A 26,324-nucleotide genomic window follows, 5' to 3' on the forward strand; every position below is an offset into this window, starting at 1 on the left:
TGGGCCATGCGACCGGCCAGAACGGTATGAATGAGGTCAAAAGCCACAAGGGGGAGCATCCATGGCATTAGCGAGTGCGACCGTACGTTCCGAGAGACACGGCCCGCCCGCCGGCCGGAGCGCCCCGTCCCGGCCGACGGGCCGGAGCGCCGGGGCCTGGTTCCTGGTACTGCCCGCGCTGATCCCGATCCTCGTCCTCAGCGTCGGCCCCCTGCTCTACGGCATCGCGCTCGCCTTCACCGACGCCCAGTCCGGCCGCACCCGCGCCACCCAGTGGGTCGGCGGGCTCAACTTCCAGGACCTGCTCCACGACACCCTCTTCTGGGACTCCTTCCGGATCGGCCTGGTCTGGGCGTTCGGCGTCACCGTCCCGCAGTTCGTCCTCTCCCTGGGCCTCGCCCTCCTGCTCGACCAGCGGCTCCGGCTGCGCTGGCTGGCCCGTGCGCTGGCGATCATTCCCTGGGCGATGCCCGAGGTGGTCGTGGGCATCATGTGGCGGCTGGTCTACAACCCGGACGCGGGCGTCCTCAACGAGACCCTCCGCGACCTCGGCCTCGGCGACGGACGGGACTGGCTCACCGGCCTCGCCACCGCGCTGCCCGCGGTGATAGTCGTCGGGGTGTGGGCGGGCATGCCGCAGACCACCGTCGCCCTTCTCGCCGGGGTCCAGAACGCCCCGCGGGAGCTCCACGAGGCGGCGGCCCTGGACGGCGCCGGAGCCTGGCGCCGCTTCCGTACCGTCACCTGGCCGGTGCTCAGACCGGTCGCGTTCGCCATCACCGCACTCAACTTCATCTGGAACTTCAACTCCTTCGCCCTGGTCTACGTCCTGACCAACGGCGGCCCCGGCGGCCGCACCCGGCTGCCGATGCTCTTCGCGTACGAGGAGGCATTCCACTACGGGCAGTTCGGCTACGCGGCGGCGATGGGCTGTGTGATGGTCGCGGTGATCTCCGTCATCCTCGCCGTCCACCTCGCCGCCCGCCTCAAGGGAGGCGAGGACCGGTGAACACCCGCACCAGCCCGCTCGCCCGCACCGGGCAGTACGCCGCGCTCCTCGGCTACCTCGCCTTCCTGGCGTTCCCGTTCCTGTGGCTGATCTCCACCGCCTTCAAACCGGCCCGTGAACTGGGCTCGCTCCACCCCACCTGGATCCCCGAGCACCCGACGCTCGACAACTTCCGCCAGGCCTTCGACGAGCAGCCGCTGCTCCGGGCCGGCGCCAACTCGCTGACCGCCGCGCTCTGCGCCGCCGCCCTCGCGGTCGTCGTCGCCACCCCGCTGGCGTACGTGATGGCCCGCCGCCGCTCCCGGCTCTCGACGGCGGCCACCGGGTGGGGGGTGGTGAGCCAGGCGTTCCCGCTGGTCCTGCTGATCATCCCGCTCTTCCTGATCCTGAAGAGCCTCCATCTGATCAACACCCTGGCAGGTCTGGTCATGGTGTACACGGTCTGGGCGCTGCCCTTCGCGCTCTGGATGCTGGTCGGATACGTACGGGCCGTCCCCGTCGAGCTGGAGGAGGCCGCCGCGGTCGACGGCGCGGGCCGGCTGCGGACCCTCGTGTCGGTGACCGCCCCGCTGCTGGCCCCCGGCATCGTCGCCACCGCGCTCTTCGCCTTCATCACCGCCTGGAACGAGCTGTTCTTCGCGCTCGTCCTGCTCAAGACCCCGGAGAAGCAGACCTTGCCGGTCGTCCTCACCCACTTCATCGGAGCGGAGGGGGCGGCCGACCTCGGCCCGCTCGCCGCCGCCGCCTTCCTCGCCACCCTGCCCTCGCTGGTGGTCTTCGCGGTCATCCAGCGGCGGATCACCGGCTCCATGCTGGCCGGGGCGGTGAAGAGCTGATGCGGACGACGACGCGCAGGGCGCTGGCCGCCGCGGCCACCGCGCTCGCCCTGGTCCTCTCCGGCTGCGCGGGGGAGGGCGGCGGCGGGCGGCACGACGGCCGGATCGAGCTGAGGTTCCAGTCGCTGGCCTGGCAGAAGGAGTCCGTCGACGCCAACAAGCGGCTGGTGAAGGAGTGGAACGAGACCCATCCGGACGTCCACGTCACCTACGTCCCCGGAAGCTGGGACACCGTCCACGACCAGCTGCTCACCTCCTTCGAGGGCGGCGAGGCCCCGGACATCGTCCACGACGCCTCCGACGACCTGGCCGACTTCGCGTACGGCGGCTTCCTCGCCGACCTGCGCGGACTCCTCCCCGACCGGCTGACCGCCGACATCCCGCGACAGAGCTGGTCCACCACCACGTTCGGCGACGGTGTCTACGGCGTCCCCTTCCTCCAGGAACCCCGCGTCCTGATCGCCAACACCAGGATCCTCCAGCGCTCCGGGGTCCGGATCCCGACCCCCGACAACCCCTGGAGCTGGGAGGAGTTCCGGCACGTCACCAAGGAGCTGACCGGCGAGGGACGGTACGGGGTCGCCTGGCCGCTCAGGGAGCCGGTCTCCGTCACCCTCAACCTCGGCCTCTCCGCCGGCGGCCGGCTCTTCCACCGGGGCGCCGACGGCAGGGTCGCCCTCCGCGCGGAGGCGGGCGACCGGATCGTCCCCGGCACCATCCGCGACCAGGTCAACACCGACCACAGTGCCGCGCGCACCACCCTCGGCATGGGCGGCTCCGACACCCTCCCCGGCTTCTTCGGCGGCAAGTACGCGATGGTGCCGCTCGGCTTCTCCTACCGCCAGCAGGTCGTCGAGCAGGCCCCCGAGGGGTTCGAGTGGACGGTGCTCCCGCCGCCGGCGGGCGGCGAGGGGCTCGCCCAGGGGGTCAGCCCGCAGACCCTGTCCGTCTCGGAGGCCAGCCCGCACAAGAAGGAGGCCGCGCGGTTCATCGACTTCCTGCTCCGGCCGCCGAACATGGTGCGGCTGGCCAAGGGCGACTGGATGCTCCCGACCGGCACCGAGGCCCTCGCCGACCCCTCCCTGCACACCGCCGAGAACGGCTGGGCGACCGGGGTCGCCGTCGCGAAGGCGCTCCGCCCGGCGCCCGCCCAGTCGGTGCGCGGCTACCCGGAGTGGAAGGACAAGGTCGCCACCCCCGCCCTCCAGGAGTACTACAGCGGGGCCATCGGGGCCGACGAGCTGACCCGGCGTCTGGTCGACGACGGGAACCGGGTCCTGGCCCGCTACCAGCGCTGATCCGGCTTCCGGCGGAGCCCCCGGGGCACCGGAACGTTCCGCACCGCCGCAATGTGACCGCCAGGTGAGAGGTCGGTGAAAGCAGGGGCGGAAACAGGCCGCGACCCCGCCCGCGCGCACCGCCGGGCGGGGTCCTCCGTGCCACCCGGGAAGACCGCCGGTCGCGCCGTGACCTCGGGGTGGACCGCATAAGTCCTGGTGGGCGCGGTCGACTTGAGTGTCTCTGGCCGGTTTCTTATTACGAAAGTTTGTTGAGTAAGTCACAGCCGCTTGAAGGTCTTGATCTGCGCGCGTCAATCGGCGAGGGTTTCGAGCCAGCCCCCGGAGATCTTCCGGCCGGGGGCGAATCCCCCCACAAAGAATGACGAGGAGACCCCTCTTCATGGCTATTCACAAGCGCGCCCGCCGGTTCAAGCTCACCGCGGCGATAACCGCGGTGGCCGCGGCGGCCGGAGTCACCCTGCTCAACAGCTCGCTGGCGGGCGCCGAGCCCGCCCCCGCGATGGGCGTCGTCTACGGCGCGAACGCCGCGGACGCCGTCTCCGGCAGCTACATCGTCATGCTCAACCAGAAGGCCGACAAGTCGGAGCTCGCCAAGGAGTACGGCGGCAAGCTCAAGCGGAACTACACCTCCGCCATCAACGGCTTCTCCGCCTCGGGCCTCACGCTCACCGAGGCCAAGCGGCTCGCGGCCGACCCGGCCGTCTCCAAGGTGGTCCAGAACAAGAAGTTCCACATCGACGGGACCCAGACCAACCCGCCGTCCTGGGGTCTGGACCGGATCGACCAGACCGAGACCGCCGGTGACAACGAGTACACCTACCCCGACAGCGCGGGCGAGGGCGTGACCGCGTACGTCATCGACACCGGTGTGCGCACCACGCACGAGGAGTTCGAGGGCCGGGCCAGCTCCGGCTACGACGCCGTCGACAACGACGACGACGCGGACGACGGCAACGGCCACGGTACCCATGTGGCGGGCACCATCGCCGGCGCGACCTACGGGGTCGCCAAGAAGGCCAAGATCGTCGCCGTCCGGGTCCTCGACGACTCGGGCTCGGGCACCACCGAGCAGGTCGTCGCCGGCATCGACTGGGTGACCGAGAACCACGAGGGCCCCTCCGTCGCCAACATGAGCCTCGGCGGCGGCGCGGACGAGGCGCTCGACACCGCGGTCCAGAAGGCCATCGCCTCCGGTGTCACCTTCGCGGTCGCCGCCGGGAACGACTCCTCCGACGCGAGCCAGACCTCCCCGGCCCGCGTCCCCGAGGCCATCACGGTCGCCTCGTCCACCGTGGACGACGAGCAGTCGTACTTCTCCAACTACGGCTCGATCGTGGACATCTACGCCCCGGGCTCGGACATCACCTCGGCGTGGAACGACAGCGACGACGCGTCCAACACCATCTCCGGTACGTCCATGGCGACCCCGCACGTCGTCGGCGCCGCCGCCGTCTACCTCGCCGGGCACCCGGACGCCACCCCGGAGGAGGTCGCCACCGCCCTCACCGACGGGGCCACCCCCGACGCGATCTCCAACGCCACCGCGGGCACCCCGAACAAGCTGCTGAAGATCGTCGAATAGCCGCCCGGCCCCCGGGCCGGCGACCGGGCGGGTGAACCGCCCGGCGCAACGCAGAACCGCGGCCGCCGCGCCCTCCCCCACGGGGCACGGCGGCCGCTTCGTGCGCGAACTCCACTGTGCTGCACGGCAGTTGTGGGTGGCGACCGGATTGATTCCGCCACCGGCACCCCATGTGCCGCACCTTTCGGCCGACCTCGGCCCGACTCCCGGTCCGGCCGCATCCTGCCTCCGGGCGCGGGCGTTGGGCCGGTGATGCCGCCGCGCCGGCCGGGTCGGTGCGGCACCGGGGCATCCTCCGGTCCGTTCAGAACCGACTCCGAAAGGCACCGACAGATGACAGCAGCATCGAACGGGAAAGACGCGACGGGCGGGTACTCCCGCCGCGGGCTCCTCAAGATCGGTATCGGCGTCGTCGCGGGGGCCGGCACGGTCGGCCCGGCCGCCGGAACGGCCGTGGCCGGTGGGCCGGGCGACCCGTCCAGCCCCACCCTCGCGGTCAAGGTGAAGAACCTCAGCGGCCCCGCCGAGACCGGCCCGTTCGCCGCGCAGTGGACCGACCTCGGCATCCCCGTGCGCTGTCCGGACGGCACCATGCTCTTCGTCGGCGGTGACACCTTCGACGGCGACCACGTGCCACGCCCCGGCGAACCCAGCGACTGGCGCGCCCCGGTCGGCCTGCGCTCCAGCAACGGGGACGTCAACAACCTGCGCATCGACGGAAGCGTCGGCGGCGGCCATGCCAACAGCCTCGTCGACGAGCCGCACAACCCCGTCGGGGACAAGGCCACGACGGCGATCCCGTCCGACGTGTTCGTCGTCGACGGCGTCATGTACATGCATCTGATGCGCGGTGTCATCTACGACACCCACCACACGGACTTCTGGCGCTCCACCGACAACGGGGAGTCCTGGGAGTACCTGTGCCAGTGGCCGGGCGACCTGTACGGCGGCCAGTTCCAGCAGAAGACGTACGCCGTCGCCGACGACGGCTACTGCTATGTGCTCTCCTCGGTCTTCAACCGCGAGGTGGCCTCCGGGATGCTGCTCCACCGGGTGCGCAAGGAGAGCCTCGGCGACCCGGGCGCCTACGAGCCGTGGGGCTACGTCGACGGCGGCTGGCGGTGGAACGCCCCCGAGCCGACGACCGTGTTCGGCGTCCGCGAGTGGGGCGAGATCTGTTTCCGCGCCATGGACGGCAAGTACGTCCTCACCTGGCTGAACATGGAACCGCTGTCGATCCGGGCGATGGTCTTCCCGCTCCCGACCTCGGACCTGACCAGGACGCTGGAGCAGACGATGATCCTGCCCTGCGCGCCGGGACAGGAGGTCGCCAACCTCGTGGCCAGCCCGTACGGCGGGTTCGTCGTCCCCGGCTCGACGTTCGGCAACTTCCACATCGTCGTCAGCCAGTGGTACGACGAGTGGAACTACCGGATCATGCAGTACAAGGTCAACATGCTGTCCTGAGCGGCGCCCGGCCTCACGCGGAGGCCGGGCCGGTGCGGACGGGCCGGTCGCGCAGGACGAGCAGGGTCCAGCCCCGGCCCGCCGGGTCCAGCGGCCGGGTCGCGGCGGTGAAGAGCTCCGCGGCCCGGCGGTAGGAGAGCCGCCCCCGGCCGGTGACCGGGCAGCGGTCCGCGGCCGGTGTTCCGGCGGGCGCCCGGCGGCCGGTGACGAAGACCGGCCCCGCCGTGCGCCCGGCGAGCAGCATCGGCAGCAGGCGGGCCGTGCCCGGCCCCCAGGCGAGGGCGGCCGCCCCGTGGGACCGGGCCCGCCGGCCGGGCAGGTCGAGGTGGTCGATGTCGAGGGCGAGCACCTGCTCGACGGGGGCCCGTGACTCGTGCAGGAGATGCCACAGGGCCAGCTCCCTCAGCGGCGCCCGCGAGGCGAGAGCGGCGCGGGCCCGGTCCGGGGCGCCGGCGGTGGACGCTGGGGGAGCGGCCGGGGCGGCGGCCGGTCCGGGGTACGGTCCGGGCGGCTCCAGCCCGGCCGTCGGATCCGTGACGATCCAGCCCCGCGCCAGCCACCACGCCGTCGCCGCGCGCAGACAGGCCAGCTCGCGGACCACCGTACGGGGCAGGGTCGAGGCGGCGCGGTCGGCCAGCCCCCGGCGCAGCCGTTCCGGGGTCCGCGGATCGTCCAGCAGGGCGAGCGGCACGACGGGCGGATGGGCGCCCCTGCGCTCCCGGCCGGTCGGGGCCCGCCGGTCGACCAACGGCCAGGCCCACCCCCGCAGCGAGACCCGGTAGACGCGGCGGGAGGCGTCGCCGAGACCGGCCGCCGCGAGGTAGCGGTCCACGGCGGCACCGTATTCCACCGGCGTCGCACGCGATGGTCCAGTGTCCTCTTCCGGGGCGTTTCTCATTCCCGCCATCCGCAGTAAATGGACTCCATCGATACTCCCTCGGTTCTCCTCAACCGACCCTACCACCAGCGGTGTTGCAGTAAATGAAGTCGATTTACTGCGGGAATTCCAGGGAAAGTAAAATTGCTGGTGAAAGACTCAATTTTCTTTCGTGGAAATACTTGCGGAGGGTGCGTCGGCGGGGGGAGAGTGCGGAGCCATGACGCTTCGTACCCGCCTTCCCGCCGCGACCGGGACGGGGGCGGCCCCCCGCCGCCTGCGCACCCTGCGGCACGCCCCATTCCGCCGGTTCCTGATCGGCCAGGGCGCGTCGCTGCTCGGCTCCGGGATGAACACCATCGCCATGACCTTCGCCGTACTGCGGCTGCCCGGCGGCGGGGTCGACGCCGTCGGCGTGGTGATGGCGGTCCGGATCCTGGCCGTGCTGGCCGTGCTGCTGCTCGGCGGCGTACTGACCGACCGGATCGGGGCCCGTACGGTCATGCTGACGGCGGACCTGCTCCGGTTCGCCTCCCAGGGCGTGCTGGCCGTACTCCTGCTGACCCAGAGCGCGCGGATGTGGGAAGTGGTCGCCCTGGCGGTGCTCCTCGGGATCGGCGAGGGCGCGTTCAGCCCGAGCCTCACGGCCCTGGTGCCGGGCCTCGTCCCCGAGGACGAGCTGTCGGACGCCAACGCGGTGCTCCAGATGTCCCAGGCGGTGGCCTCGGTCATGGGGCCGGGGCTGGCCGGACTGCTCATCGCGGTCCTCGACGCGGGCATGGTGGTCGCCGTCGACGCCCTCAGCTACGGGGTGAGCGCCCTGGCCCTGGCCGGGCTGCCCCTGTCCCGCTCGGACGAACCCCGGCGCGGGCTCTTCGCCGACCTGGGGCGCGGCTGGAAGGAGTTCACCTCCCGCACCTGGCTGTGGGTGACGACCCTGCACATCAGCCTCTTCAACTTCGTCCTCTGGGCCCCGTTCCTGGTGCTGGGACCGGCCCTCGCCCAGCAGCGGCTGGGCGGCGCGAGGGCCTGGGGGCTGGTGCTGGCCCTGTACGGCACCGGCTCGATCATCAGCGGTCTGGCGCTCCTCGGCCGGAGCCCCCGCAGGCCACTCGCCTGGTCGATGGCCGCATCCGTCTGCTGGGCGTTCCCGGCGGCGGCGCTGGCCGCACGGCTGCCGCTGGGCTGGGTGGCCGGGGCCGCGCTCCTGGCGGGGGCCGGGGCGGCGGTCTGCAGCGCCCTCTCGACCACCGTCATCCAGCGCGACGTCCCCGCCGAGGTCCGCGGACGCATCAGCGCGTTCGACAGCCTGGGCGCCTTCGCCCTGGGGCCGCTCGGGCTGGCACTGGCCGGGCCGGTCTCGGGAGTGGTGGGGGCCGACCGGCTCCTCGCGGCCGGCGCCCTCTGGCAGCTGGCCGCGGTCGCGGTGGTGCTGGCCCTCCCGTCCGTACGGCGGCACGGAGTGACACGGCCCGCCGCCCCGTACGGCGCCACACCCTAGGGTGTGGCCATGACGACGTACGCGGCGCTGTTGCGCGGGATCAATGTCAGCGGCCACAAACGGATCCCGATGACCGACCTCCGGGCCCTGCTCACCGAGCTGGGACACGCGGACGTCCGCACCCACCTGCAGAGCGGCAACGCCGTCTTCAGCAGCGCGTCGGACGACGAGGAGGCCCTCGCCGCCGAGCTGGAGCGGGCCATCGCCCGGCGCTTCGGCTTCGACGTCCCCTGCCTGGTCCGCGACGGCGCCTACCTGGCGGCGGTCGCGGCGGCCTGCCCGTTCCCGGCCGCCGAGCTGGAGGGGAAGCAGCTGCACATCACGTACTACGACCGGCCGGTCGACGCCGCCCGCTTCGCCGGGATCGACCCGGCGGCCCACCTGCCCGAGGCGTTCGCCCTCGGCGACCGGGCGCTCTACCTCTACGCCCCGGACGGGCTGGGCCGCTCGAAACTCGCCGAGGCGCTCTCCCGCACCTCCGTCACCAAGGGCATCGTCGCCACCTCGCGCAACTGGAACACCGTGGTCACACTGGTCGGGATGACCGCACCCGGCACGCCCGCGCACGACGGAGCCCCCGCATGACCGAACCGTCCCCCGGCGTGGCCGCGGCGGTCGAGGGCGAGCTGCGCCTCCTGGACCCGGTCGTACGCGCCTCCGCCGAGGTGCTCGCCACGCTGCTGCACCCCGACTACCGGGAGATCGACCACACCGGCCGGATCTGGGACCGCGACTCCATGATCGCCTCGCTCACCGCGGCCGACGCCCCGCGCCCCGGCCCGCTCACCGCCACCCGGATGCACGGCGTCCAGCTCGCCGAGGACATCGTCCACCTCACCTACGACACCGAGACGAAGGGCCGGGTCTACCACCGCAGCTCGGTGTGGCGGCTGACCGGCACGGGCTGGGTGCTCTACTACAACCAGGCCACCCCGTTCACCGCCGCCGACCCCGGACCGGACGGCGGCGCCGACGACGGCTGACCGGCTCAGCGGCGCGTCACCCGCTGCGCCCGCGCCGCCCACCGGCCGTCCGTACGGGAGATCCGCACCGGATGCCCGAAGCAGTCGCTGACCCGCTCCGTGGTCAGCACCCCGTCCACCGGGCCCGAGGCCACGCACCGGCCGCCCCGCAGCAGCATCGCGTGCGTGGTGGAGGCGGGCAGCTCCTCCAGATGGTGGGTGACCAGCACCGTCGCCAGCTCCGGATGCTCCTGACGCAGCATGTCCAGGCTGTCGAGCAACTGCTCGCGTGCGGCGAGGTCGAGACCGGTGGCCGGCTCGTCGAGCAGCAGCAGCCGCGGCCGGGGCATCAGCGCGCGGGCGATGAGCGTACGGCCCCGCTCGCCCTGCGACAGCGCCGGCCAGCGCGACCCGGACTTGCCGCCCATCCCGAGCATCTCCAGCAGCCGCTCCGCCCGGTCCCGCTGCTCCTGGTCCACCGAACGGCGCGGCACCGGCTCGACCGAGTTCGTCAGCCCGGTCAGCACCACCTCGTGCACCGACAGCGGGGAGCGCAGCGGGTGACGCGGATCGACATGGCCGAGCAGCGAACGCAGCTCCCGCATGTCGACCCGGCCGAGCCGGCGCCCCAGCACCTCCACCGAACCCCGGGTGGGGTGCTTCACCGCGCCGAGCAGCCCCAGCAGGGTGCTCTTCCCGGCCCCGTTGGCGCCGAGCAGCGCCCAGTGCTCGCCGCCGCGCACCGTCAGCGAGACCGAGTCGAGCAGCACCTTGCCGTCCCGGACCAGCTGGACGCCGTCGGCCCTGATCACCGGCACCGCCCCGGCGTCCTCGGCGGCCGGAACGGGGGCGGGTACGGAAGCGGTGGCCGGTGGGGTGGTGGTACCGGGCGTGGTCACAGCCGGGTGCTCCTTCTTCTCATACGGGTACGAGCGCCTCCAGGGCGCCCAGGTCCTCGTCCGACAGCCGGATCTCCCGTGCCCCCAGGTTCTCCGCCAGATGGGCGGTCGAGCCGGTGCCCGGGGTCGGGCAGAGCACGGGGGAGCGGTGCAGCAGCCAGGCGAGGGCGATCTGCCCGCGGGTGGCGCCGTGCCGGTCGGCGATGCCGGAGAGCGCTGCGGCGGCGTCACCGGTCAGCGCGCCGTTGCCCAGCGGGAACCAGGGCAGAAAGGCGAGACCATGGGCTTCGCACGCCTTCAGTACCGCCTCCGACGAGCGGTCCAGGAGGTTGAAGCGGTTCTGCACCGAGGCGATCCCGGTCAGGGAGAGCGCCTGCTCCAGCTGCTCGGCGGTCAGGGTGTCCAGGCCGATGTACCGGATCTTACCCTCGTGCCGCAGCTCGTCCAGGGCGCCCAACTGCTCCGCCATCGGCACCCGCGGGTCCAGCCGGTGCAGCTGGTAGAGGTCGATCCGGTCCGTCCGCAGCCGCCCGAGGCTGGCCTCGCACATCGCCCGCAGCCGCTCCGGCCGGCCCTCGATGTGCCAGGCGCTGTCGCTGGTGCGGACCACGCCGCCCTTGGTCGCGATCACCAGGTCGTCGCGGTACGGGTGCAGGGCCTCGGCGACCAGCTCCTCGGCCAGCCCGGGGCCGTAGTTGTCCGCCGTGTCGATCAGGGTGACCCCCTGCTCCACGGCGGCCCGCAGCACCGCCACGGCGGCGCCGCGGTCGCCGCGCGGCCCCCAGTAACCGGGCCCGGTCAGCTGGGCCGTGCCGTAACCGAGCCGCCGCATGGGCAGCTCGCCGCCGAGCAGGAAGGTCTCGCCGGGGGAAGAGGAGGACGAAGTCATCCCACGATCCTATGTTCCCGGATCCACGCCCCGGGCAGAGCCCGCGACGCCCTGCGCCCGGAGCCTACGGAGCCAGCGCGTCGACCGCGTCGAGCGCGAGCTCCCAGGGGAATCCGCCGGGGCGGCGCTCGCCCGGAAGGTTCGGCTCGAACCCACCGGGGCCGTAGAGCACCGTGACCCCCATCTCCCTCAGCTCGGCGACGCTCCGGCCGAACGCCCGGTGCCGGGCGTACGCGGAGTTGACGCAGGGCATCGCGACGAGCGGGATCCCCTTGCCGATGGCCTCGGCCGCGAAGCCCACCACGAAGCTCGAAGTGAGGCCCAGCGCCCAGGAGTTGACCGAGTTGAACGTGGCGGGCGCGAACAGCACCACGTCCGCCGGGGGCCAGACGTCCCGGGCGCCCGGCGCCTTGTACCCGGACCGCACCGGGTGCCCGGTCAGCCGCTCCAGCCCGGCCGCCCCCGGCTCCAGCCAGCGGGCCGCGGACGGGGTGAGCCCCAGACACACGTCGTAGCCGCGGGCCTGGGCCCTCTCGATGACCGAAGCGATGTCGAGCACGGGCGGAGCGGCGGAACCGAGCAGGTAGAGAGTCGTCATACCGCCATCCCATCGCGCCGGGGCGGGACCGGCCAATTTTCCTCAATCCGGTTGGCATCGGGCCGCTTTGCGAATCCCGCGACGGACCGCGCGGGTACGGTTCCCGGCGATGAACGAGGAACGCGAGGGGGCCGGCATGCCCGTACCGGACGACTCCAGCACGGGCGAACGGATCAAGGAACAGCGGAAGCTCGCCCGGCTCAGCCAGCGCCAGCTCGCCGCCCGCATTCCCTACTCCTACAGCCTGCTCAACCAGGTCGAGTGCGGGGCCCGGGTGGCGACGGCCGAGTTCACCGCCGCCGTCGCCCGCGGACTCGGCATCGACATCGCGCTCCTCACCGGACCCCCGAGGGCGACCGAGACACAACAGAGCAGGCTCTCCGCGCTGGTCCGCCCGATCCGGGAGTCCCTTGCCCTGTACGACCTCGGACCCGACGGCCACCACCCCACCCGCACCGCGCGGGAGCTGGTCCGCGACACCGACCGGCTCTGCCAGGAGGTCCGGGCGACATACCTCAGGAAGGCCGCCCTCGCGCTCCCCGGCGTCATCGACGACCTCACCCTCATCGCGCACACGGTACCGAGCACCGAGGTCTGGCGCGCCCTGGCCTCGGCGTACCGCACCGCCCACGACATCGCCGCCAAACTCGGCTTCGCGGACCTCGCCATCACCGCGCTCGACCGCATGGGCTGGGCCGCCGCGCACGCCTCCGACCCCTGCCTCGCCGCGATCCGCCAGTACCGGCGGGCCCTGAGCCACGTCGACGCCGAGCCGGATCTCGGGCGGCGCCTGGTCGAGGCCGGGCAGGCGCTCGTCGTCGGCCAGAGTTCGCGCGAAGGGCTCGTCGTGGCGGGCCAACTGCACCTCGGTGCCTCGGAGATGGCGGCCCGCGCCGGGGACGGAGGGGCCGTGGCGCAGCACATCGCGGCCGCCCGGGAGCTGGCCGACCGGGTCGGCGGCGAGGCGGGCGAGGTCCACTGGCTGAGCTTCGGCCGGATGAACGTGAACCTGCACGAGATCGGCGCGGCCATCACCATGCGCGATTTCGACGCCGCGCTGCGCCAGGCCCGCGCCGTGAAACTCCCTCCCTCGACGCTGACTTCGCGCCGGGCCCGCTTCCTGGTGGACCGGGCCGTCGTCGAGATGGAGACCGGGCACCTGGACGCCTCCCTGCGCCATCTCGTCGCGGCCCGCCGGGCCGCCCCGGAGCAGACCCGCTACCACCCGCGCACCCGGGAGACCGTGGCCGGGCTCCTCCACACCAGCCGCCGCACCTCGGACCATCTGGTCAACATGACGTCCTGGATCGGTCTTTGAAGCCGGTCCGGTCCGCCGGAAACCTGCGGGTCCGCTCACAGAAGTGTGAGCGTTCCGGCCCCTGCGGCCGGGGATCCTTTCCCCACCAGACCAGCGAGGAGCCGGGGGCGTCATGAACGTGAGGAACCTTCCGTCGGCCAGCGAACTGACGGAGCAGCAGCAGCGCGGATGGTCCTGCGTCTGGTGCCGGGCCGCCCTGACCATCGGCACCGATACCGATCTCGGGGAACAGCGGACCCGCCCGGCCGCGGGTGCCGCTTACAGCTGGTTCCCCCGGGCCTGCTCGGACGCCGCCGCCTGCGCCGCCCGCGAGGCCGGGCTCGCCTGCTGACCGGACGGCCCGGCGGGACGTGTCGCGTTTCTTCAATCGCCGGGCCGGGTCCCGCTCGTAGGGTTCCGGCATGAAGACCGAGCACGCTCATATGACCGAGGTCGCCGCCGAGGCGGCTCGTATCGCCCGTACCGTCCGCGCCGATCAGCTCGGCGCGCCCCGAACGCCCTGCGGTGACTGGGACCTGCGGGGCCTCGTCAACCACTGGGTGCTGTACACGTCCCACGGCCTGGAGCACCGGGCCCTGGACAAGCAGCTTCCGGAGGAGCTCGTCGGGCGGGACTTCACCGCCGACGCCGACTGGGCGGAGCGGTACGCGGAGCAGTTGGAGCGCGCGGTCGCGGCCTGGGCGGACCCGGCGGTCTGGGACGGCGAGATCGATCTGGGCAACTCCACGTCCCCGGGCCGCGACGTCGCCGCGATGCTCATCGAGGAGACCGCCCTGCACGGCTGGGACGTGGCCCGGACCGTCGGCGAGGAGTTCCGGCTCTCCGACGCGGCGGCCGCCTATGTGCGGGAGGTCGTCGACACGACCGCCGCGCTGTACCGGCAGTACGACGGCTTCGCCGACGAGGTGGAGGTCCCCGAGGGCGCCCCGGACTTCGAACGGGCCCTGGCCCGCAGCGGACGCGACCCGCAGTGGGTGTGATCCGCCCGAGGCGGAGGCTCAACAGGCGGTGAACGTCCCGGCGCCGGGACCGGCGGCCGGGCGGGCGGACGAGGCGAGGCCGTCCACGAACAGGGCCCCGGCGAGCAGCCCCGCGCTTCCCCGGGGGCTCCAGCCGCGGGTGCGGAGGTCGTCGTCGAACGCGGCCAGGGCCTCGGCACCGGCGGCGGTCGCGGTGGAGCCCGCCTCCAGGACGGCGCACGCCCCCGCGTGGACGTGGCGCAGTCCGGCCGGGCCCGCCGCGTGGAGGATCCCGGTGTCGCGGAGGCTCGACACCACGGTCAGCAGGGCGTCCAGCCGCGCCTGCGTCTCGGTCGCCCCGGCGTCGCGGGAGGCGGTCAGGGCCGTCAGGGCGCGGCGTACATGGGGAAAGCCGGCCCGGGCCTCGCCGCGTGCGCCGGCGGCTCCGTAGGTCACTGCCATCGCTGAGCCGGGCGAGGGGCGGCGCGGTGCGTTCCGGTCGGGGTGCGCGGCGATCCGTCCGGCCGCCGCGGTGACCTCGCGGGCGGAGGCGGAGGGGCTCTGGACGGCACCGGCGACGAGCAGGCCGAGGACGAACAGCGCTCCCCGGTGGCCGCCACCGGCCAGGCGGGCCGTGTGCTCGGTGCCGCGCCCTATGGCACCGAGTTCCGCGCGCAGCCGGGGTGTGGGCCCGTCGTTGCGGCGGGCCGCCGCGGCCATCGCCGCGAGCCCGGGAGCCAGGGCGACGGCCGACCACCGGAGGGTGGCGTGGTCGCGGCGCGAGACCCGGGCGGCAAGATCGCGCGGGTCGGGCAGGCCGGGTTTCGGGGCCAGGGCCAGTTGTCCGGTCAGGGCGCGCACGGCGGCCCCGGCCAGCAGTTCGTCGCGGTGGTCGGTCATGGTCGCCTGCGATCTCCTCCGGGCCCTCGGCCCCGTTGCCCGGTCCCACCGCCGTGCGGCCCGTCGGTGACGGGCCGCACGGTCACCGGTTCCAACGATCCGTCACCCCGTGGGGGACGCCGACGGGGAGGCCGGGCCGCCGGGCCCGGGGGCGTCGTCGCCGTCGTGCGTGGCCTGCGGATCCACGCCCACCGTGATCGAGGCGGCGACACCCGCAGCGATCCGGTGCTTCCTGTACCGGAGGGTGAGCAGGCCGCCGGTGGTGCCGCTCCGGTCGTAGATCATGTCCTCGGTCAGGGTCGTACGCCGGACGGTGCTGGCCGCGTACGGCTCGACCTCGGCGGCGGCCAGGACGGCCTCCTCCTCGAAGTAGAACTGGCCGGTGTGGCAGGTGTGTCCGCCCTCGTAGCCCTCCTTGGTCCAGGCGCCGCCCACGTGGACCTTGGTGTGGATGTGCACCGCCCGGCCCTGGTACCAGCCGGGGAAGACGGTGGTGAACCGGACCGTGCCGCTGTGGTCGGTGCGCCAGGTGCCGCGCAGGTAGCGCTCGTCGTCGGTGGGTTCCTGGTGCATGCCTCCGCCGGCGGGGGGTTCTCCCGTGGGCGGGCCGGAGGGGGAGCCGCCCGAGCTCATGCTCTCGTACCCCGAGTACACGCCGAGCGCGTCGCAGTGCCAGATGTCGACCGCGGCGTTCCGCAGCGGACGGCACGTCTCGGAGTCGACGACCTTGATGGCGAGGGTCATCGGGATGCCCTCCCTGTCCTCCGTGACATCCCTGCGGATCTTGTCCGCGTCGATGTAGTACGGGCCTTCGATGGCCTCCGTGCTCAGCCGGTAGCAGGCTTCCGTGGCGCCGGTGCCGGATGCCTTGGCCCGCGCCTTCGCCGGTGCCGGCCCGGCGACGGCACGGGTGGCGAAGGCGCCGCCCGCACCGACCGCGGCCACTGCCGCCCCGCCGGCGACGAGCACCTTCCGGCGCGAGGTGCGCGCCCTGGACGACGAACCGTCCCGCGAGCTGTCCTGGGCTTCATCAAGGGGCATGGGTGACCGACTCCTCGGGCCTGGGGCTGGGCCGGTCATGGGACCGGCGGCGGACGGCCCACCCTCGCGCACCCACATAGGAACGAGCTGTGAAGCCGCCGCCGCCCCGGAGACATGAACGATTCCCGGCCACGGGGACGAGACTTGATTTGGACGACCGTCCAGGACTATCGTCCAAATCAATGACACGGATGAAGCCCCGGCCCTGGAGCGTGTGATGAACCATTCCCTGCTGACGACCCTGACCGGGGCCTTCCTGGTCTGGGAGGCGCTTCTGCTGATCCCCATGGTCCCGGGGAAGCTGGTCGACACCAGGGACTTCTCGTCGCTCCCGCGCTGGCAGTACAACGGGTTCAACGCCTGCCTCACCTCGCTCGGACTCGCCAGCTTCGTGGTGGCCGGGTTCGCCATGGCTGATCAGCACTGGGTGTTCGTGGCGGCGTTGATCCTGAGCCTGGTGTACGTCCTGGTCTTCGCGGCCGACCTCGGTGCGGTCTTCCCCGTCGTGCCCGATCCGCTGCCGGTACAGTTGCTCGTTCTCGAGGCCATCGCACTGGCCTCGGCCGGCGTGGGTGCCGTGATCGCGATCCAGGGAATGAGACTGTGAACAACGCCCCCTCTCCTCGGACGGGCACGCGGGAGAAGATCATCGAGGCCGCGGCCTCGCTCATCCCCGAAGTGGGCTGGGGCGGCGTGACCAGCCGACGGGTGGCGGAACGCGCGGGTGTGAATACCGGCGTGATCCACTACCACGTGGGAAGCATCGGCGAACTCAGGCGCATCGCCGCGGTGGGCAGGATCCAGACGTTCTTCCTCGACCGGATCGGCGACGCCCTGACGCAGGAGGATCCGTCAGCGGCGGTCGAGCTGATGCTCCGAGGGCTGTGCTCCAGCGACTCGCGGGATCCGGAACTGCTGCTGCTGTACGAGTCGCTCGTCGCGGCGAACCGCGACGATCAGTTGCGCGCCGAGATCGCCGCTTCGCTGTCCCGGCTCCGGCAGTGGCTGCACGACTGGTTCGCGGAGCGCGGGGTGGCGCGTCCGCTTCCCGCCGCGGTGACCATCACCGCGGCGCTGGACGGCTTCCTGCTCCAGCGCATGCTCGACCCGGACCTCGACCCCACCCCGCTCATCGAAGGCCTGGCGGCCCTGGTGAAGCACGAGTCGGCGTAGCGCCCGTGCGCGGGATTGCCCGCTGCCGACGAATCCCGGGCCCAGAACACCGGCCGCGGCTACTCTCGGCCGGGCCGCGGACGTCGCCGTCGGCAGTATCGGCGGTATCGGCATACAAGAAGGCCGCCCGCTGATTCCGGTCGGTCTCACCGGCGCGTGAGTGGAACCTCCTCTACCGTGTCGCACCATGACCATCCTGATCATCGGCGGCAGCGGGTTCCTGGGCGCCGAGCTGGTCCGCCAGGCAGCGGCAGCGGGCCATGCGACGGCCGCGACCTTCGCCACCCGGCCCGGCAGCACTCCCGAGGCCTCGTGGCACGCACTCGACCTGCGGGACGTCGACCGCATCGAGGCGGTCATGGCCGACGTGGAACCTCGCGTGGTCGTCGACGCGACGAGTGGCGGACCCGATTGGACGGTCACGGCCGAGGGGCCGGTCCGTCTGGCGATGGCAGCGGCGAAGCACGGCAGCCGCCTGGTCCACGTATCCAGCGACGCCGTGTTCTCCGGCGTCCGCGTCCACTACGACGAGTCCTGCCTCCCCGACCCGCTCACCCCCTACGGCGCCGCGAAGGCCGCGGCGGAGACCGGGGTCCGCCTCGCGAACCCGGGCGCCGTCGTCGCACGGACCTCCCTGATCATCGGCGACCAGCGGTCGGACCACGTACGTGCGGTGCACGAGCTCGCGGCCGGCGCCCGTACCGGCGTCCTGTTCACCGACGACATCCGCTGCCCCGTACACGTGGCCGACCTGGCCGCCGCCCTCCTGGAACTCGCGTCCAGCGACCGGTCCGGCGTCCACCACCTGGCAGGAACCGACCCCGTGAGCCGCCACGAACTCGGCATGCTCATCGCCCGGCGTGACGGGCTCGACGCCTCCCGGCTCCCTACCGGCCTGCGGGCCGACAGCCCACTTCCCGGAGCACTCGACGTCCGGCTCGACAGCCGTGCCACCCAGGAACGGCTCCGGACCAGACTCCGCGGCGCCCGCGAGTTCCTCGCCCCGGGGACGAGAGCTCCGTTTCCGAGGCGACGCGATCGCCCACGCTCATCGCTCTCGGCCGGCGCCATGGACAGCGGGCTCGCTCACGAGGAAAGCGCCTTCATCAACTTTCGGCGCTACATGCGGGATCCGAAGGAGCACGGGTTCCGGTGGGTCGACATCAAGCAGCTGCGCTTCTCCGCGGAGCCGGTGGACGACGGAGGGCTGCTTGCCGCACTGATCGGGCATGAGCAGTTCCGGGACGATTACGCAGGTGGTGGGGTGCTGCCGGACGGGCCCCGGCACGGTCCGTACTGGGTGGGATCGATCACCCCCGATCTGTACGCGCCCATCGGCCAGGAGAAGGCCGTCCAGATCCTGCGGGAGTGGGCAGCTCCGCTCCGGGACCTGCCCACCGGGCTGGAGGCAGATCTGCGGCGGGAGGTGTTCGCCCGCGTGGCCGAAGCCGACGGCATCTACTACCTGAACGAGCTCGGTGACGAGGCGGTTCATGACTGGGGACGCGTACACGACTGCTTTCACGAGTTCGTGCTCGTCGACCGCGCGGCCGGGCGGATCACGCTCATCGTCGCCGCCGACGATTGACGCAACCACGCTGTCGCAGCGTCAAGTTGTCCGCCCATAGGCCGCAACCAGCAGCACCCGGTCCTCCCACGGCAAACCCCACGGCCGGTTCAGCCGCACCGCGTCTGCTCCCGGACGCCGTGACCTGGTCACCAGGTTGCGAGACTGGAGTGCGCTCAGCCCGGCGAACGGCGCTGTCCAGGATGGTTCCGTCCCCTGATCACAGCAGTCATTGCGTGATCATCCAACGACAGCCAGTGGGTCAGAACTGCCCCGTCAAGGCTTCGGAATGAAGGCGGGATCGATACCCATCGCCGCGGTGCCTTCGCGCACGGAACGGTCGAACCGCTCGATCTCCGCCGCGAGAACGTCCCAGGCGACAGGCGAGGTCCAGAAATCCGGCGTGAAGATCGAACCGACTCGCCAGCCTTCATCGGAACGCACGATGCGGATCAGCCCCGGATCTGCCTGCATCGAGTCGAGCTGGAAGTCCTGTCGGCCGGCGTTCGGACTGTGGAGCCAGAGCGCCAAGTGGTGCGCCAGCTCGGCCACGGGGAACGCCTCATCGGACCACACCGGCCGGCCGTTTTCCCAGATGGACAGCTCTGCCTCAATGTCAAGGAGAAGCGCCTCCAGCGGAACTTCCTGCTGGGTCAGGCCACGCCGCGGCAGATCCGACAGGCCGAAATTTCGGCACACGAACTGCACTGCCCAGCCCCCAAGAGATCCGAGGCCCTGTCCCGGGCCATCCACCTACGAAAGACCCTACTGCTGATCTTTTCGTAAGTTCCGTGGGTGTGGTGGGTGGATGGTCAGGCCTGTGTGGGCGAGGAAGGACCAGGGCAGTTGTGGGTTGTGGTTGATGCGGTGGATGCCTTGTTCGGTGGCGTCGGCGACATGGGCGAGGTGGTCGCCGGCGAGGTTGGCGAGTTCGGGTTTCTTGAGTGAGGACCACAGCAGTTCCACCGGATTCGGCTCGGGGGCGTATGCCGGGAGGCGTTCCGGGGGCAGCCAGTCCTGTTGGGCGACCCAAGCCCGCATCGCCCGGCTCCAGTGGGCGGACAGGTCGTCCCGGACAAGGACCGCCCTCTCGCCGCGGTAGCGCACCTTCATCTGCTCCAGGACCTCGATCAACCCGTCGGTGTCGTAGCTGCCGGGCTTGAGGTGGAAGCGGAGACGAGCCCCGCGGTCGGGGTCGGTGGAGCGGCAGCCCGGGGCCCCGGCCATCGAGGCCCGCTTCCAGTTCAACCGGTGCCGCAGGAGCGGGGTTCGTCCTCGGGGCGCGTAGGTGCGGCGGATCCGAGGGGGAGTGTGACACCTGATTCGTCGGGGAACACGATCCAGGCACGTGTGTTCACCCCCCCTTCTTGATCCGAGGCCACTCGTGTGCGGTCCAACGCGCGGTCTCCGACTCGTCCCGCTCGGCCGCCCGCCGCTCGGGCCGCTGCAGACTCCACCCCGGCCGGCCGGTCGGCAACCGCCACCCCGGTCACCCGCTCCACGACGACGCCGACGCGTTCCAAGGTCCACAGATCGGCCTCGAAGCTGAGATCCGGATGTGAGGTTGCGCGGGCCAAGCTGCCGGGTTCTGTCTGTCAACTGCGGTAACGATGGCTGCTGATGTGCGTGATCCGCCGTGCTGGTCGTGGACGTGCCCTCGGTGCCGGTCGCGGGGCCCGTGTCCGATGCCCCGCCGCGGTCGTTATCGATCGCGACCAGGGCTCCTTTCCGGGGCCGCCCGTCACCGTTCTCGGAAGGTGCCGCGTTCCGCGGAGACGCCGTCCTGCCCCGATCCGGACCCCGTGTCGGCGCCAGGGCCGATACCGCGCGACCGGTCGTCGTCCGTCACTGGAAGAAAGAGAGTTCTCCGTGTCTGTTCGCACCCTCACCGCGGCCGTCGGTGCCGCCTGCGGCGCCTTCGTCCTGCTGCTGGCCGTACCGGGTTCGGCCTCGGCGGCCACCGGCCAGTTCCGCTACACCTACACCACCGCCGAGGGATACGACGCCGTCGGCTTTCTGGCCAATCCCGCCAGCGGCGAATGCATCAACCTGCACGGCCCCGCCTCCGAACCTGGTTCCGTCAGCCGGGCACCGAAGAACCACACCAACGCCACCGCCACCGTTTTCCTCGACGCCGACTGCGAGGGCGACGTCTACTACACCCTGCCTCCCGGCGCGGGAGCCGGAGACCGTCTCCAGACGCGCTCCGTGGTCTTCTCCTGAATCAGATCGCCACCCCGGACACGGCCGTCGCTGACCGGGGTGAGGGCGTCGGGCAGACGTAGTACCGGCGCAGGCGCGTGATCCGCCGTCTCAGCGTGATGGACGACCTCGACCGCCTCGACCGGAGGAGTGAAAAGCCTGGCTCTGCGGGCCTATGCAAGGGGTCCGAGGTTTCCTTCCAGGACAGTCTGGATGATCTGGGGCCGGTCCCAGAGAGCCAGAATTTCGTTGGCGATGGCCACGATGGGCAGGGGGTCGTGGTCGGCGTACGCCGTGATGGACGCAGCCAGCAAGCTCCGGGGGACGGCGTCGGCATCCAGAAGGGCACGCCAATCCTGAGGGCCGAGTTCCAGGAATTCCAGGCCGCTGAGCTCGGCGACTTCCAGCGGGTCGGCGAGCGTACCGGCATACGCGGCGAGGGTGCGCAGGCGGGGCAGCCCGACGACCGGGGAGAGGCTGAACGGCGCGCCGTCCCACACCCCGATCGAGAGGACTTCCAGGTCGGGGTGGGCGGCTTCCCGGACGCTCTTGATGCTCGCGTGGTTGACGTGGGCCACGAGCAGTGGCTCCTCCCTGCGGTGCCGGCGCTCGGGTGTCTCCCGGTCCAGGACCCAGTCGGTGAGCGAGTCGGCCAGCAAATCGGCGCCAATGCTCTCCTCGTGGCTGAGCAGGATGATCTGCCCGGTGTGTCCACGGGGGCCGGGCGTCAGGTCGACCGCCAGTTGGTCCCCTCCGCCGTTCTCGCCGAATACGATCCACCCGGGTGACCCGACGACTCCCTGTACCGCGGCGTCGGGGGGCGTGACGACCGCCTCCATGGCAGCGTGCTCCCAGCGGTAGTGGCGGGTCGAGGCTTCGGCCATGTACAGGTCGTCCACGGAGGAGAGTTCGCAGCGCGCCGCTTCGAAGACACCGTTCGCCGCCTCGCAGTCGTCGCCCCAGTCCTCCCATCGCGCCCGGGTCACCCGGTAGAGCACCTTGAGTTCCTCGGGCAGGCGGACGCCCAGGCGTGCTTCGGCGGCGGCGATCTCCGCCTCCGTCGCGCCGATGGCGTCGGGCAGTCGTTCCCGCAGTGTCCGCTCCAGCAACTCCGGGTCCGCCGAGGAGGCCGGCCTCGCTTCGCGCGTGGGACCGGGGAGGCGGCGCCACGGCTCGGGAAGAGAGCCTTCGACCAGGACGAGTGCACCGGGATGAGGGGTTCCGATCCCGGGTTCCACCGCCGGGCTGGGGCCGAGCAGACGAAGCACGGTCGTCCCGGTCGGTTCGATCTCCGCCGTGAACGAGATGTCGTCGACACCGACCTCCGTCATCGCGGTCCGCACCCGTTCCACCGCGTCGAGCTCGTCCTGTATGTCCTCGGTCTGAAAGGCTCTACCGGGCGGTGGCGCCGGGTGCGGGAGGGCCAGACTCCAACCGCCTCGCCCGATGCGACCCGCCACGCGCATGGGCCCGGTACCGGCCTTGTCCGCCTTTGCGGCCCGCAGGAGCCTCAGCACGGGCTGCCAGGTCGCGAAGTCACGTATCGATTGCCCGGGGGGTTTCTGAGTAGCCATGCGCAGACCGTACGCGGGGCGGCTGACACCCGGCATCGCAGGAGGCGGCGCTGCTCGGGAAGGGGGCCGTCGGCTTGCCGACAGTCCCCGACCTCACCGGCGCTCGACGCCTGCCTCGAAGCCCTGCGCAGTGCCCTCTGCGCAGACCGCACAGGAGAGTCGGATCCGGGGTGCCACCCGACGCTCGCGGTGCACGAGGCACTGGCCCAGTGACTCGCCCCGTGCGAACCGGCCGTCCAATCCCTGGAGAACGGCATCCGTACCTGGATTGTCGCCTGGAACGCCGCCCCAAGCCCTACGGCTGGACCGAGACCGCGGACGAGAACATCGAACGCTCGCCTCAAATCTGTACAGAACTCCCGACTCGGGACGCCAGGACCTCTCTGAGGTCATGGCGTATCGCGGGCGGCGAGGGCCTGCCGGATTGCCGCGAGGGTTTCCTCGTCAGTAGCGTTGAGCTGCCTGGCCGCGGCCGCGTAGGTGCTCGCGTGTTCCGCGAGTCTCACCTTGATGTCGGTAGTGGCCGCGAGGGCGACGACCTGAGTACCGGAGCCGCGGCGGCTCTTGACCAGGCCGGCGGTCTCCAGTTCACGGTATGCCCGTACAACGGTGTTGTTGGCCAGCCCGAGGTCGGAGGCGAGCTGGCGCACGGACGGGAGCTTGTCCCCGTGATTCAGACGTCCGACGGAGATCAGATCTGCCAGTTGTGCGCGGAGTTGCTCGTAGGGCGGGACAGGCGAAGCCTGGTTGATGATGACGCTGATGCCGTTTGTTGTCATGGTCGAGCCTTGATATACGCCCGCGGCAGCAGCAGGACACCCAGACAGTGACACGCGGTCAGTGCGGAGGTGAGAGCCGTGACGGCCAGTCCCCATAGGGCCACGTTCTTCATCCCGCCTGCGCAGGACATGCTCAGCACCACAACGCCCATCGTCAAGGAGACGGCGAAAAGAGGGGCGGCCACCAGCACTCCCCAAGCGCCGACCGCCGCCCGGATACTCGTGCGGCGTTGATCGTCGCTCCCGCGCCGCGCGGTGACGTGGCGCAGAAGCAGCGCGCAGGCGACGGTGCCGAGGGTGAGGCCGCCGAGGGTCGGCCAGGCGTAGTAGGGGCCGGGCCAGGGCGAGAGCAGTTGGGTGCCCTCCGGGCATGCGACGGACACAGCACGTCCTGGACGGCCGTCGGCGTCCTCCGATGCCGTTGCGGCTGCGACGATCAGGAGCGCCGTCAGGACGACAGCCTGCGTGGCCAGTCCGGCAGTCAGGAATCGGGGCAAGTGGTCCCGGATCCGGCGCGGTGCCACTTCGGCTGCTCGCAGCCGGCCAGGGCTCGGGCGCGCGACGACATCTGCCGCGAGCACGCCGCCCATGACGCACAGGCCGAATACGGGGAACCCGTACAGCAGATCCACATCAGGCTCGGGGCTGAAGGAGACCAGGGCGTTGACGGCCAGACCTGACGCCGCACCGACCCATCGCACAGGAGTGTCGAGCCTCGTCCGCCATGACCTTTCCGTTTCCGCGGCAGTGGACATGGCAGACCCCGTTCCCTGACGATGTGTATCAACTGCATGACACACTGCCCGACGGATTGAAGTGTGTCAAATGGGTAATACACTTCTCCATCCGGTACCGGCCCCCAGGCTCCTGCTCCCGGACCCCGTCCGGGACGGGATACCTGCCCCGGCTCGGTCGGCATCGCGGGGCAACTCTCAGTCCTGCCAGTAGAAGAGCAGAGTGCTGACGTCCAGCGGGCGGCGGCCGCCGAAGTAGTAGACGCAGAGGCCGGTCACGCGGATCGCGCCGGTCCGCGGGGTGATCCAGCGGAAGCCGGCGGCCTCCAGCGCGGCGCGGGCGGCGGGTTCGGGGGTGTGGGAGGTCGCGAAGGGGCCCAGGGTGCTGATGGAGACGGCGCCGTCCCCGGAGCCCAGGCCGATCACGTGGTACGTGCCGCCGCCCTGCCGGTGGTACTCGCCGCAGGAGACCGGCGGGTGCGGTGCCAGGCCTGCGGCGGTGAGCGCGGACGTCGCCCGGCCGAGTTGCCCGTCCTCGTCCAGGGGGACGGGCGGCTCGGCGCAGATCGCCTCCACCCGCCAGCGCGGGTCGCTCCGCTCCTCGCAGTACTGGCCGTACTCCTCGACGACCGCCGCGCGCAGCTCCTCGTCCAGCCCCGCCACCTCGACCCGGGGGCTGCCCAGTGAGGCGCGGATCGCGCGGGTCTCGGCGGCGTCGCCGGTCAGCCGGTGCAGGGCGTACGCCGCCCACAGCTTCGCCTCGATCGTCGGCGCCCCGGGGAGGTAGCCGCGGAGCCGCTCCGGATCGGTGAGGAGCAACTGCGCGCGGTGGGCGACCGACCGGTCCGGGTCCGCGAGGGCGTCGGTCACGTCCTGCCCGGCCCGGTGGCGCATCCGGACCCGGAAGACCCGGTCCTCCGGGCGCGCGTCACCCACGTCGGAGAGCACCGCCTCCGTTCCGTACCGGGCGACCAGCGCGTCCAGACCGGCCTCGCCGGTCGCCCGCATGTGCCGCCAGGGCTCCGCCGCCAGCGTCGCCAGCTCACCGGCCGCCGTACGGTCGCCGAGCAGACCGCGCGCCTTCAGGATCGCCTCCGGCATGCCGTACGACGTGTCCTGCCGCCGGTCCGGATGCCTGAGCCAGTCCAGCAGCTCCGCCCGGCCGGCGAGCAGGTCCAGCAGCGCGATCCGCACCTCGGCCACGTCCTGGACGTCGTGGACGCGGGCGATCAGCGCGGCGGCACGGTGCTCCGGCACCCGCCCGGCCAGCGCGTGCACACAGGGTCTGCGGCGCCACCACGGGTGCGCCGGGTCGGCCACGTACGCCGCCAGCGCGTCCGCGTCGAACGCGCGCAGCCCCTCCGCGTCGAACCGCCCGGCCTCCGGCACCAGAGTCTCTATGCTGACCATTCAGCGGATGGTAGCCCCTGCCACCGGGCTTCCGCCGTGCAGGCGGTTCTGCGAATGGACCAGTGGAATCGATGGCGAATGGCCCGGGTCCACCCGCCAATCCCTGCCTACGCTCACCCCATGGACACCACACCGCGCACCACTGTCGACTTCTACTTCGACCCGGCCTGCCCGTTCGCCTGGATCACCTCCCGCTGGATGCTGGAAGTGGAACAGCACCGCGACATCGACCTCCGCTTCCGTGTCATGAGCCTCTACCTCCACAACATCGGCAACGAACTGCCCGACTGGTACCGGGATCTGGTCGACCGTTCGCTCGGGCCCGTCCGGGTCGCCGTCGCGGCGGCGGCCGCGCACGGCGACGGCGTGCTGCGCGACCTGTACACCGCGATGGGAACCCGTATCCACCGGGAGAAGAACGAGGACTTCGACGAGGTGGTCGCCCAGTCCCTCGCCGAGCTGGGGCTGCCCGCCGGGCTCGCCGACGCCGCGCACTCGGGGGAGTACGACGACGCGCTGCGCCACAGCCACGACGCCGGGAAGGACCCGGAGGCGGGCGGCTACGTCGGAACGCCGACCATCCACGTCGACGGCACGGTCTGGTTCGGGCCCGTGCTGCGGGCCGCGCCGCGCGGTGAGGAGGCCGGACGGTTCTTCGACAGCTTCCGGGCCCTCGCCGGGCACGCGGACTTCTTCGAGCTCAAGCGGACCCGGACCGGCGGCCTGGACGTGGGCTGAGGCGGACC

The 26,324-nt window shown here is 71.8% G+C and carries 27 protein-coding genes and 2 pseudogenes; 16 read left to right on the forward strand and 13 right to left on the reverse strand.

What is annotated here, in order from left to right; all coding sequences use genetic code 11:
• Positions 1–61 precede the first annotated feature (61 nt).
• The 5 genes from ACIQGQ_RS17220 (at position 62) to ACIQGQ_RS17240 (ending at position 6,195) form a co-directional block, all read left to right on the forward strand.
• Entirely contained in the window at positions 62–1,009 is a 948-nt protein-coding gene (locus ACIQGQ_RS17220; protein WP_402396306.1) for a carbohydrate ABC transporter permease, read from the forward strand.
• A complete protein-coding gene (locus ACIQGQ_RS17225) occupies positions 1,006–1,845 on the forward strand; it encodes a carbohydrate ABC transporter permease (RefSeq protein WP_402396309.1) in 840 nt (279 codons plus the stop codon). Before ACIQGQ_RS17220 ends, ACIQGQ_RS17225 begins: the two co-directional genes overlap by 4 nt.
• Positions 1,845–3,143, forward strand: coding sequence for an ABC transporter substrate-binding protein (locus ACIQGQ_RS17230; protein WP_402396312.1), 1,299 nt, complete (start codon positions 1,845–1,847; stop codon positions 3,141–3,143). The genes ACIQGQ_RS17225 and ACIQGQ_RS17230 overlap by 1 nt, the downstream gene beginning before the upstream one ends.
• A 382-nt stretch (positions 3,144–3,525) precedes the next feature.
• Positions 3,526–4,728, forward strand: coding sequence for a S8 family serine peptidase (locus ACIQGQ_RS17235; RefSeq protein ID WP_402396314.1), 1,203 nt, complete (start codon positions 3,526–3,528; stop codon positions 4,726–4,728).
• Between the two features lie 333 nt (positions 4,729–5,061).
• Positions 5,062–6,195: a DUF4185 domain-containing protein gene (locus ACIQGQ_RS17240; RefSeq protein WP_402396316.1), complete on the forward strand. Its 1,134-nt coding sequence runs from the start codon at positions 5,062–5,064 to the stop codon at positions 6,193–6,195.
• A gap of 13 nt (positions 6,196–6,208) precedes the next feature.
• On the opposite strand, the gene ACIQGQ_RS17245 is transcribed toward ACIQGQ_RS17240, so the two are convergent.
• Positions 6,209–7,027 (reverse strand): hypothetical protein, encoded by an 819-nt coding sequence (locus ACIQGQ_RS17245; protein WP_402396319.1) that lies wholly within the window; start codon positions 7,025–7,027, stop codon positions 6,209–6,211.
• Positions 7,028–7,292: 265 nt separating this feature from the next.
• Here ACIQGQ_RS17245 and ACIQGQ_RS17250 point away from each other — a divergent pair, with 265 nt between their 5' ends.
• Genes ACIQGQ_RS17250 through ACIQGQ_RS17260 form a run of 3 tightly spaced genes read left to right on the forward strand, consistent with a single transcriptional unit; the run spans position 7,293 to position 9,556 of the window.
• Positions 7,293–8,573: an MFS transporter gene (locus tag ACIQGQ_RS17250; RefSeq protein WP_402396322.1), complete on the forward strand. Its 1,281-nt coding sequence runs from the start codon at positions 7,293–7,295 to the stop codon at positions 8,571–8,573.
• 9 nt (positions 8,574–8,582) lie between these two features.
• The gene (locus ACIQGQ_RS17255) at positions 8,583–9,158 is read left to right on the forward strand and encodes a DUF1697 domain-containing protein (protein WP_402396324.1); all 576 of its coding nucleotides are present in this window, start codon (positions 8,583–8,585) and stop codon (positions 9,156–9,158) included.
• Positions 9,155–9,556, forward strand: a complete 402-nt coding sequence (locus ACIQGQ_RS17260) for a DUF4440 domain-containing protein (protein ID WP_402396327.1) — start codon at positions 9,155–9,157, stop codon at positions 9,554–9,556. The genes ACIQGQ_RS17255 and ACIQGQ_RS17260 overlap by 4 nt, the downstream gene beginning before the upstream one ends.
• A 5-nt stretch (positions 9,557–9,561) precedes the next feature.
• On the opposite strand, the gene ACIQGQ_RS17265 is transcribed toward ACIQGQ_RS17260, so the two are convergent.
• The 3 genes from ACIQGQ_RS17265 to ACIQGQ_RS17275 form a co-directional block, all read right to left on the reverse strand.
• Positions 9,562–10,353: an ABC transporter ATP-binding protein gene (locus tag ACIQGQ_RS17265; RefSeq protein ID WP_402396897.1), complete on the reverse strand. Its 792-nt coding sequence runs from the start codon at positions 10,351–10,353 to the stop codon at positions 9,562–9,564.
• A 100-nt stretch (positions 10,354–10,453) separates the two neighbouring features.
• Positions 10,454–11,323 (reverse strand): aldo/keto reductase, encoded by an 870-nt coding sequence (locus ACIQGQ_RS17270; protein WP_402396329.1) that lies wholly within the window; start codon positions 11,321–11,323, stop codon positions 10,454–10,456.
• Between the two features lie 64 nt (positions 11,324–11,387).
• Entirely contained in the window at positions 11,388–11,921 is a 534-nt protein-coding gene (locus ACIQGQ_RS17275) for a flavoprotein (RefSeq protein WP_402396332.1), read from the reverse strand.
• A gap of 136 nt (positions 11,922–12,057) precedes the next feature.
• Here ACIQGQ_RS17275 and ACIQGQ_RS17280 point away from each other — a divergent pair, with 136 nt between their 5' ends.
• The 3 genes from ACIQGQ_RS17280 to ACIQGQ_RS17290 all read left to right on the forward strand — a co-directional run bounded on the left by ACIQGQ_RS17280 (position 12,058) and on the right by ACIQGQ_RS17290 (position 14,219).
• Positions 12,058–13,239: a helix-turn-helix domain-containing protein gene (locus ACIQGQ_RS17280; RefSeq protein ID WP_402396900.1), complete on the forward strand. Its 1,182-nt coding sequence runs from the start codon at positions 12,058–12,060 to the stop codon at positions 13,237–13,239.
• A gap of 112 nt (positions 13,240–13,351) precedes the next feature.
• Positions 13,352–13,570 (forward strand): hypothetical protein, encoded by a 219-nt coding sequence (locus ACIQGQ_RS17285; RefSeq protein WP_352272997.1) that lies wholly within the window; start codon positions 13,352–13,354, stop codon positions 13,568–13,570.
• A gap of 70 nt (positions 13,571–13,640) precedes the next feature.
• Positions 13,641–14,219: a TIGR03086 family metal-binding protein gene (locus tag ACIQGQ_RS17290; protein ID WP_402396335.1), complete on the forward strand. Its 579-nt coding sequence runs from the start codon at positions 13,641–13,643 to the stop codon at positions 14,217–14,219.
• Between the two features lie 18 nt (positions 14,220–14,237).
• Here the strand turns inward: ACIQGQ_RS17290 and ACIQGQ_RS17295 are convergent, their stop codons facing one another.
• Both ACIQGQ_RS17295 and ACIQGQ_RS17300 read right to left on the reverse strand, forming a co-directional pair.
• Positions 14,238–15,098 carry a triphosphoribosyl-dephospho-CoA synthase gene (locus ACIQGQ_RS17295; protein WP_402396338.1) on the reverse strand — a complete coding sequence of 287 codons (861 nt, stop codon included), beginning with the start codon at positions 15,096–15,098 and terminating at the stop codon, positions 14,238–14,240.
• A gap of 102 nt (positions 15,099–15,200) precedes the next feature.
• Positions 15,201–16,139: an intradiol ring-cleavage dioxygenase gene (locus tag ACIQGQ_RS17300; protein WP_402396340.1), complete on the reverse strand. Its 939-nt coding sequence runs from the start codon at positions 16,137–16,139 to the stop codon at positions 15,201–15,203.
• A 217-nt stretch (positions 16,140–16,356) separates the two neighbouring features.
• Here ACIQGQ_RS17300 and ACIQGQ_RS17305 point away from each other — a divergent pair, with 217 nt between their 5' ends.
• The 3 genes and pseudogenes from ACIQGQ_RS17305 to ACIQGQ_RS17315 form a co-directional block, all read left to right on the forward strand.
• Positions 16,357–16,746 (forward strand): hypothetical protein, encoded by a 390-nt coding sequence (locus ACIQGQ_RS17305; protein ID WP_402396343.1) that lies wholly within the window; start codon positions 16,357–16,359, stop codon positions 16,744–16,746.
• Complete coding sequence (locus ACIQGQ_RS17310; RefSeq protein WP_402396346.1) at positions 16,743–17,312, forward strand: TetR/AcrR family transcriptional regulator; 570 nt, start codon at positions 16,743–16,745, stop codon at positions 17,310–17,312. Before ACIQGQ_RS17305 ends, ACIQGQ_RS17310 begins: the two co-directional genes overlap by 4 nt.
• Positions 17,313–17,499: 187 nt before the next feature.
• Positions 17,500–18,312 (forward strand): annotated as a pseudogene (locus ACIQGQ_RS17315) (SDR family oxidoreductase); the annotation flags it as partial.
• Positions 18,313–18,910: 598 nt separating this feature from the next.
• Here the strand turns inward: ACIQGQ_RS17315 and ACIQGQ_RS17320 are convergent.
• The 3 genes and pseudogenes from ACIQGQ_RS17320 to ACIQGQ_RS17330 form a co-directional block, all read right to left on the reverse strand.
• Positions 18,911–19,059, reverse strand: a pseudogene (locus ACIQGQ_RS17320) (IS5/IS1182 family transposase); the annotation flags it as partial.
• Positions 19,060–19,155: 96 nt separating this feature from the next.
• A complete protein-coding gene (locus tag ACIQGQ_RS17325; protein WP_402396348.1) occupies positions 19,156–19,587 on the reverse strand; it encodes a hypothetical protein in 432 nt (143 codons plus the stop codon).
• A gap of 57 nt (positions 19,588–19,644) precedes the next feature.
• On the reverse strand, positions 19,645–20,409 hold the full coding sequence (locus ACIQGQ_RS17330) for a transposase (protein WP_402396903.1): 765 nt from the start codon (positions 20,407–20,409) through the stop codon (positions 19,645–19,647).
• 339 nt (positions 20,410–20,748) lie between these two features.
• Here ACIQGQ_RS17330 and ACIQGQ_RS17335 point away from each other — a divergent pair, with 339 nt between their 5' ends.
• Positions 20,749–21,102: a hypothetical protein gene (locus tag ACIQGQ_RS17335; protein ID WP_402396351.1), complete on the forward strand. Its 354-nt coding sequence runs from the start codon at positions 20,749–20,751 to the stop codon at positions 21,100–21,102.
• A gap of 152 nt (positions 21,103–21,254) precedes the next feature.
• On the opposite strand, the gene ACIQGQ_RS17340 is transcribed toward ACIQGQ_RS17335, so the two are convergent.
• The 4 genes from ACIQGQ_RS17340 to ACIQGQ_RS17355 form a co-directional block, all read right to left on the reverse strand.
• Positions 21,255–22,655: an SMI1/KNR4 family protein gene (locus ACIQGQ_RS17340; protein ID WP_402396354.1), complete on the reverse strand. Its 1,401-nt coding sequence runs from the start codon at positions 22,653–22,655 to the stop codon at positions 21,255–21,257.
• Between the two features lie 389 nt (positions 22,656–23,044).
• Positions 23,045–23,434: a GntR family transcriptional regulator gene (locus tag ACIQGQ_RS17345; RefSeq protein WP_402396357.1), complete on the reverse strand. Its 390-nt coding sequence runs from the start codon at positions 23,432–23,434 to the stop codon at positions 23,045–23,047.
• A complete protein-coding gene (locus tag ACIQGQ_RS17350) occupies positions 23,431–24,189 on the reverse strand; it encodes a hypothetical protein (RefSeq protein WP_402396360.1) in 759 nt (252 codons plus the stop codon). The genes ACIQGQ_RS17345 and ACIQGQ_RS17350 overlap by 4 nt, the downstream gene beginning before the upstream one ends.
• 177 nt (positions 24,190–24,366) lie before the next feature.
• Positions 24,367–25,578, reverse strand: a complete 1,212-nt coding sequence (locus tag ACIQGQ_RS17355; RefSeq protein ID WP_402396362.1) for a hypothetical protein — start codon at positions 25,576–25,578, stop codon at positions 24,367–24,369.
• A gap of 120 nt (positions 25,579–25,698) precedes the next feature.
• Between ACIQGQ_RS17355 and ACIQGQ_RS17360 the strand changes: the two genes are divergently transcribed.
• Positions 25,699–26,316 carry a DsbA family protein gene (locus ACIQGQ_RS17360; RefSeq protein WP_402396364.1) on the forward strand — a complete coding sequence of 206 codons (618 nt, stop codon included), beginning with the start codon at positions 25,699–25,701 and terminating at the stop codon, positions 26,314–26,316.
• The last annotated feature ends 8 nt before the right edge of the window (positions 26,317–26,324 follow it).

It is taken from the genome of Streptomyces sp. NPDC092952 (genome assembly GCF_044754785.1).
Taxonomy (GTDB): domain Bacteria; phylum Actinomycetota; class Actinomycetes; order Streptomycetales; family Streptomycetaceae; genus Streptomyces.

What these genes read in the sequence shown, in the direction of transcription:
- ACIQGQ_RS17280 (WP_402396900.1), top strand. Translation starts at nt 12,058, where the DNA reads ATGCCCGTACCGGACGACTCCAGCACGGGCGAACGGATCAAGGAACAG.
- ACIQGQ_RS17355 (WP_402396362.1), bottom strand. Translation starts at nt 25,578, where the DNA reads ATGGTCAGCATAGAGACTCTGGTGCCGGAGGCCGGGCGGTTCGACGCG.
- ACIQGQ_RS17300 (WP_402396340.1), bottom strand. Translation starts at nt 16,139, where the DNA reads ATGCCCCTTGATGAAGCCCAGGACAGCTCGCGGGACGGTTCGTCGTCC.
- ACIQGQ_RS17350 (WP_402396360.1), bottom strand. Translation starts at nt 24,189, where the DNA reads ATGTCCACTGCCGCGGAAACGGAAAGGTCATGGCGGACGAGGCTCGAC.
- ACIQGQ_RS17220 (WP_402396306.1), top strand. Translation starts at nt 62, where the DNA reads ATGGCATTAGCGAGTGCGACCGTACGTTCCGAGAGACACGGCCCGCCC.
- ACIQGQ_RS17360 (WP_402396364.1), top strand. Translation starts at nt 25,699, where the DNA reads ATGGACACCACACCGCGCACCACTGTCGACTTCTACTTCGACCCGGCC.
- ACIQGQ_RS17285 (WP_352272997.1), top strand. Translation starts at nt 13,352, where the DNA reads ATGAACGTGAGGAACCTTCCGTCGGCCAGCGAACTGACGGAGCAGCAG.
- ACIQGQ_RS17275 (WP_402396332.1), bottom strand. Translation starts at nt 11,921, where the DNA reads ATGACGACTCTCTACCTGCTCGGTTCCGCCGCTCCGCCCGTGCTCGAC.
- ACIQGQ_RS17260 (WP_402396327.1), top strand. Translation starts at nt 9,155, where the DNA reads ATGACCGAACCGTCCCCCGGCGTGGCCGCGGCGGTCGAGGGCGAGCTG.
- ACIQGQ_RS17235 (WP_402396314.1), top strand. Translation starts at nt 3,526, where the DNA reads ATGGCTATTCACAAGCGCGCCCGCCGGTTCAAGCTCACCGCGGCGATA.
- ACIQGQ_RS17290 (WP_402396335.1), top strand. Translation starts at nt 13,641, where the DNA reads ATGAAGACCGAGCACGCTCATATGACCGAGGTCGCCGCCGAGGCGGCT.
- ACIQGQ_RS17240 (WP_402396316.1), top strand. Translation starts at nt 5,062, where the DNA reads ATGACAGCAGCATCGAACGGGAAAGACGCGACGGGCGGGTACTCCCGC.
- ACIQGQ_RS17230 (WP_402396312.1), top strand. Translation starts at nt 1,845, where the DNA reads ATGCGGACGACGACGCGCAGGGCGCTGGCCGCCGCGGCCACCGCGCTC.
- ACIQGQ_RS17295 (WP_402396338.1), bottom strand. Translation starts at nt 15,098, where the DNA reads ATGACCGACCACCGCGACGAACTGCTGGCCGGGGCCGCCGTGCGCGCC.
- ACIQGQ_RS17340 (WP_402396354.1), bottom strand. Translation starts at nt 22,655, where the DNA reads ATGGCTACTCAGAAACCCCCCGGGCAATCGATACGTGACTTCGCGACC.
- ACIQGQ_RS17250 (WP_402396322.1), top strand. Translation starts at nt 7,293, where the DNA reads ATGACGCTTCGTACCCGCCTTCCCGCCGCGACCGGGACGGGGGCGGCC.
- ACIQGQ_RS17270 (WP_402396329.1), bottom strand. Translation starts at nt 11,323, where the DNA reads ATGACTTCGTCCTCCTCTTCCCCCGGCGAGACCTTCCTGCTCGGCGGC.
- ACIQGQ_RS17255 (WP_402396324.1), top strand. Translation starts at nt 8,583, where the DNA reads ATGACGACGTACGCGGCGCTGTTGCGCGGGATCAATGTCAGCGGCCAC.
- ACIQGQ_RS17305 (WP_402396343.1), top strand. Translation starts at nt 16,357, where the DNA reads ATGAACCATTCCCTGCTGACGACCCTGACCGGGGCCTTCCTGGTCTGG.
- ACIQGQ_RS17345 (WP_402396357.1), bottom strand. Translation starts at nt 23,434, where the DNA reads ATGACAACAAACGGCATCAGCGTCATCATCAACCAGGCTTCGCCTGTC.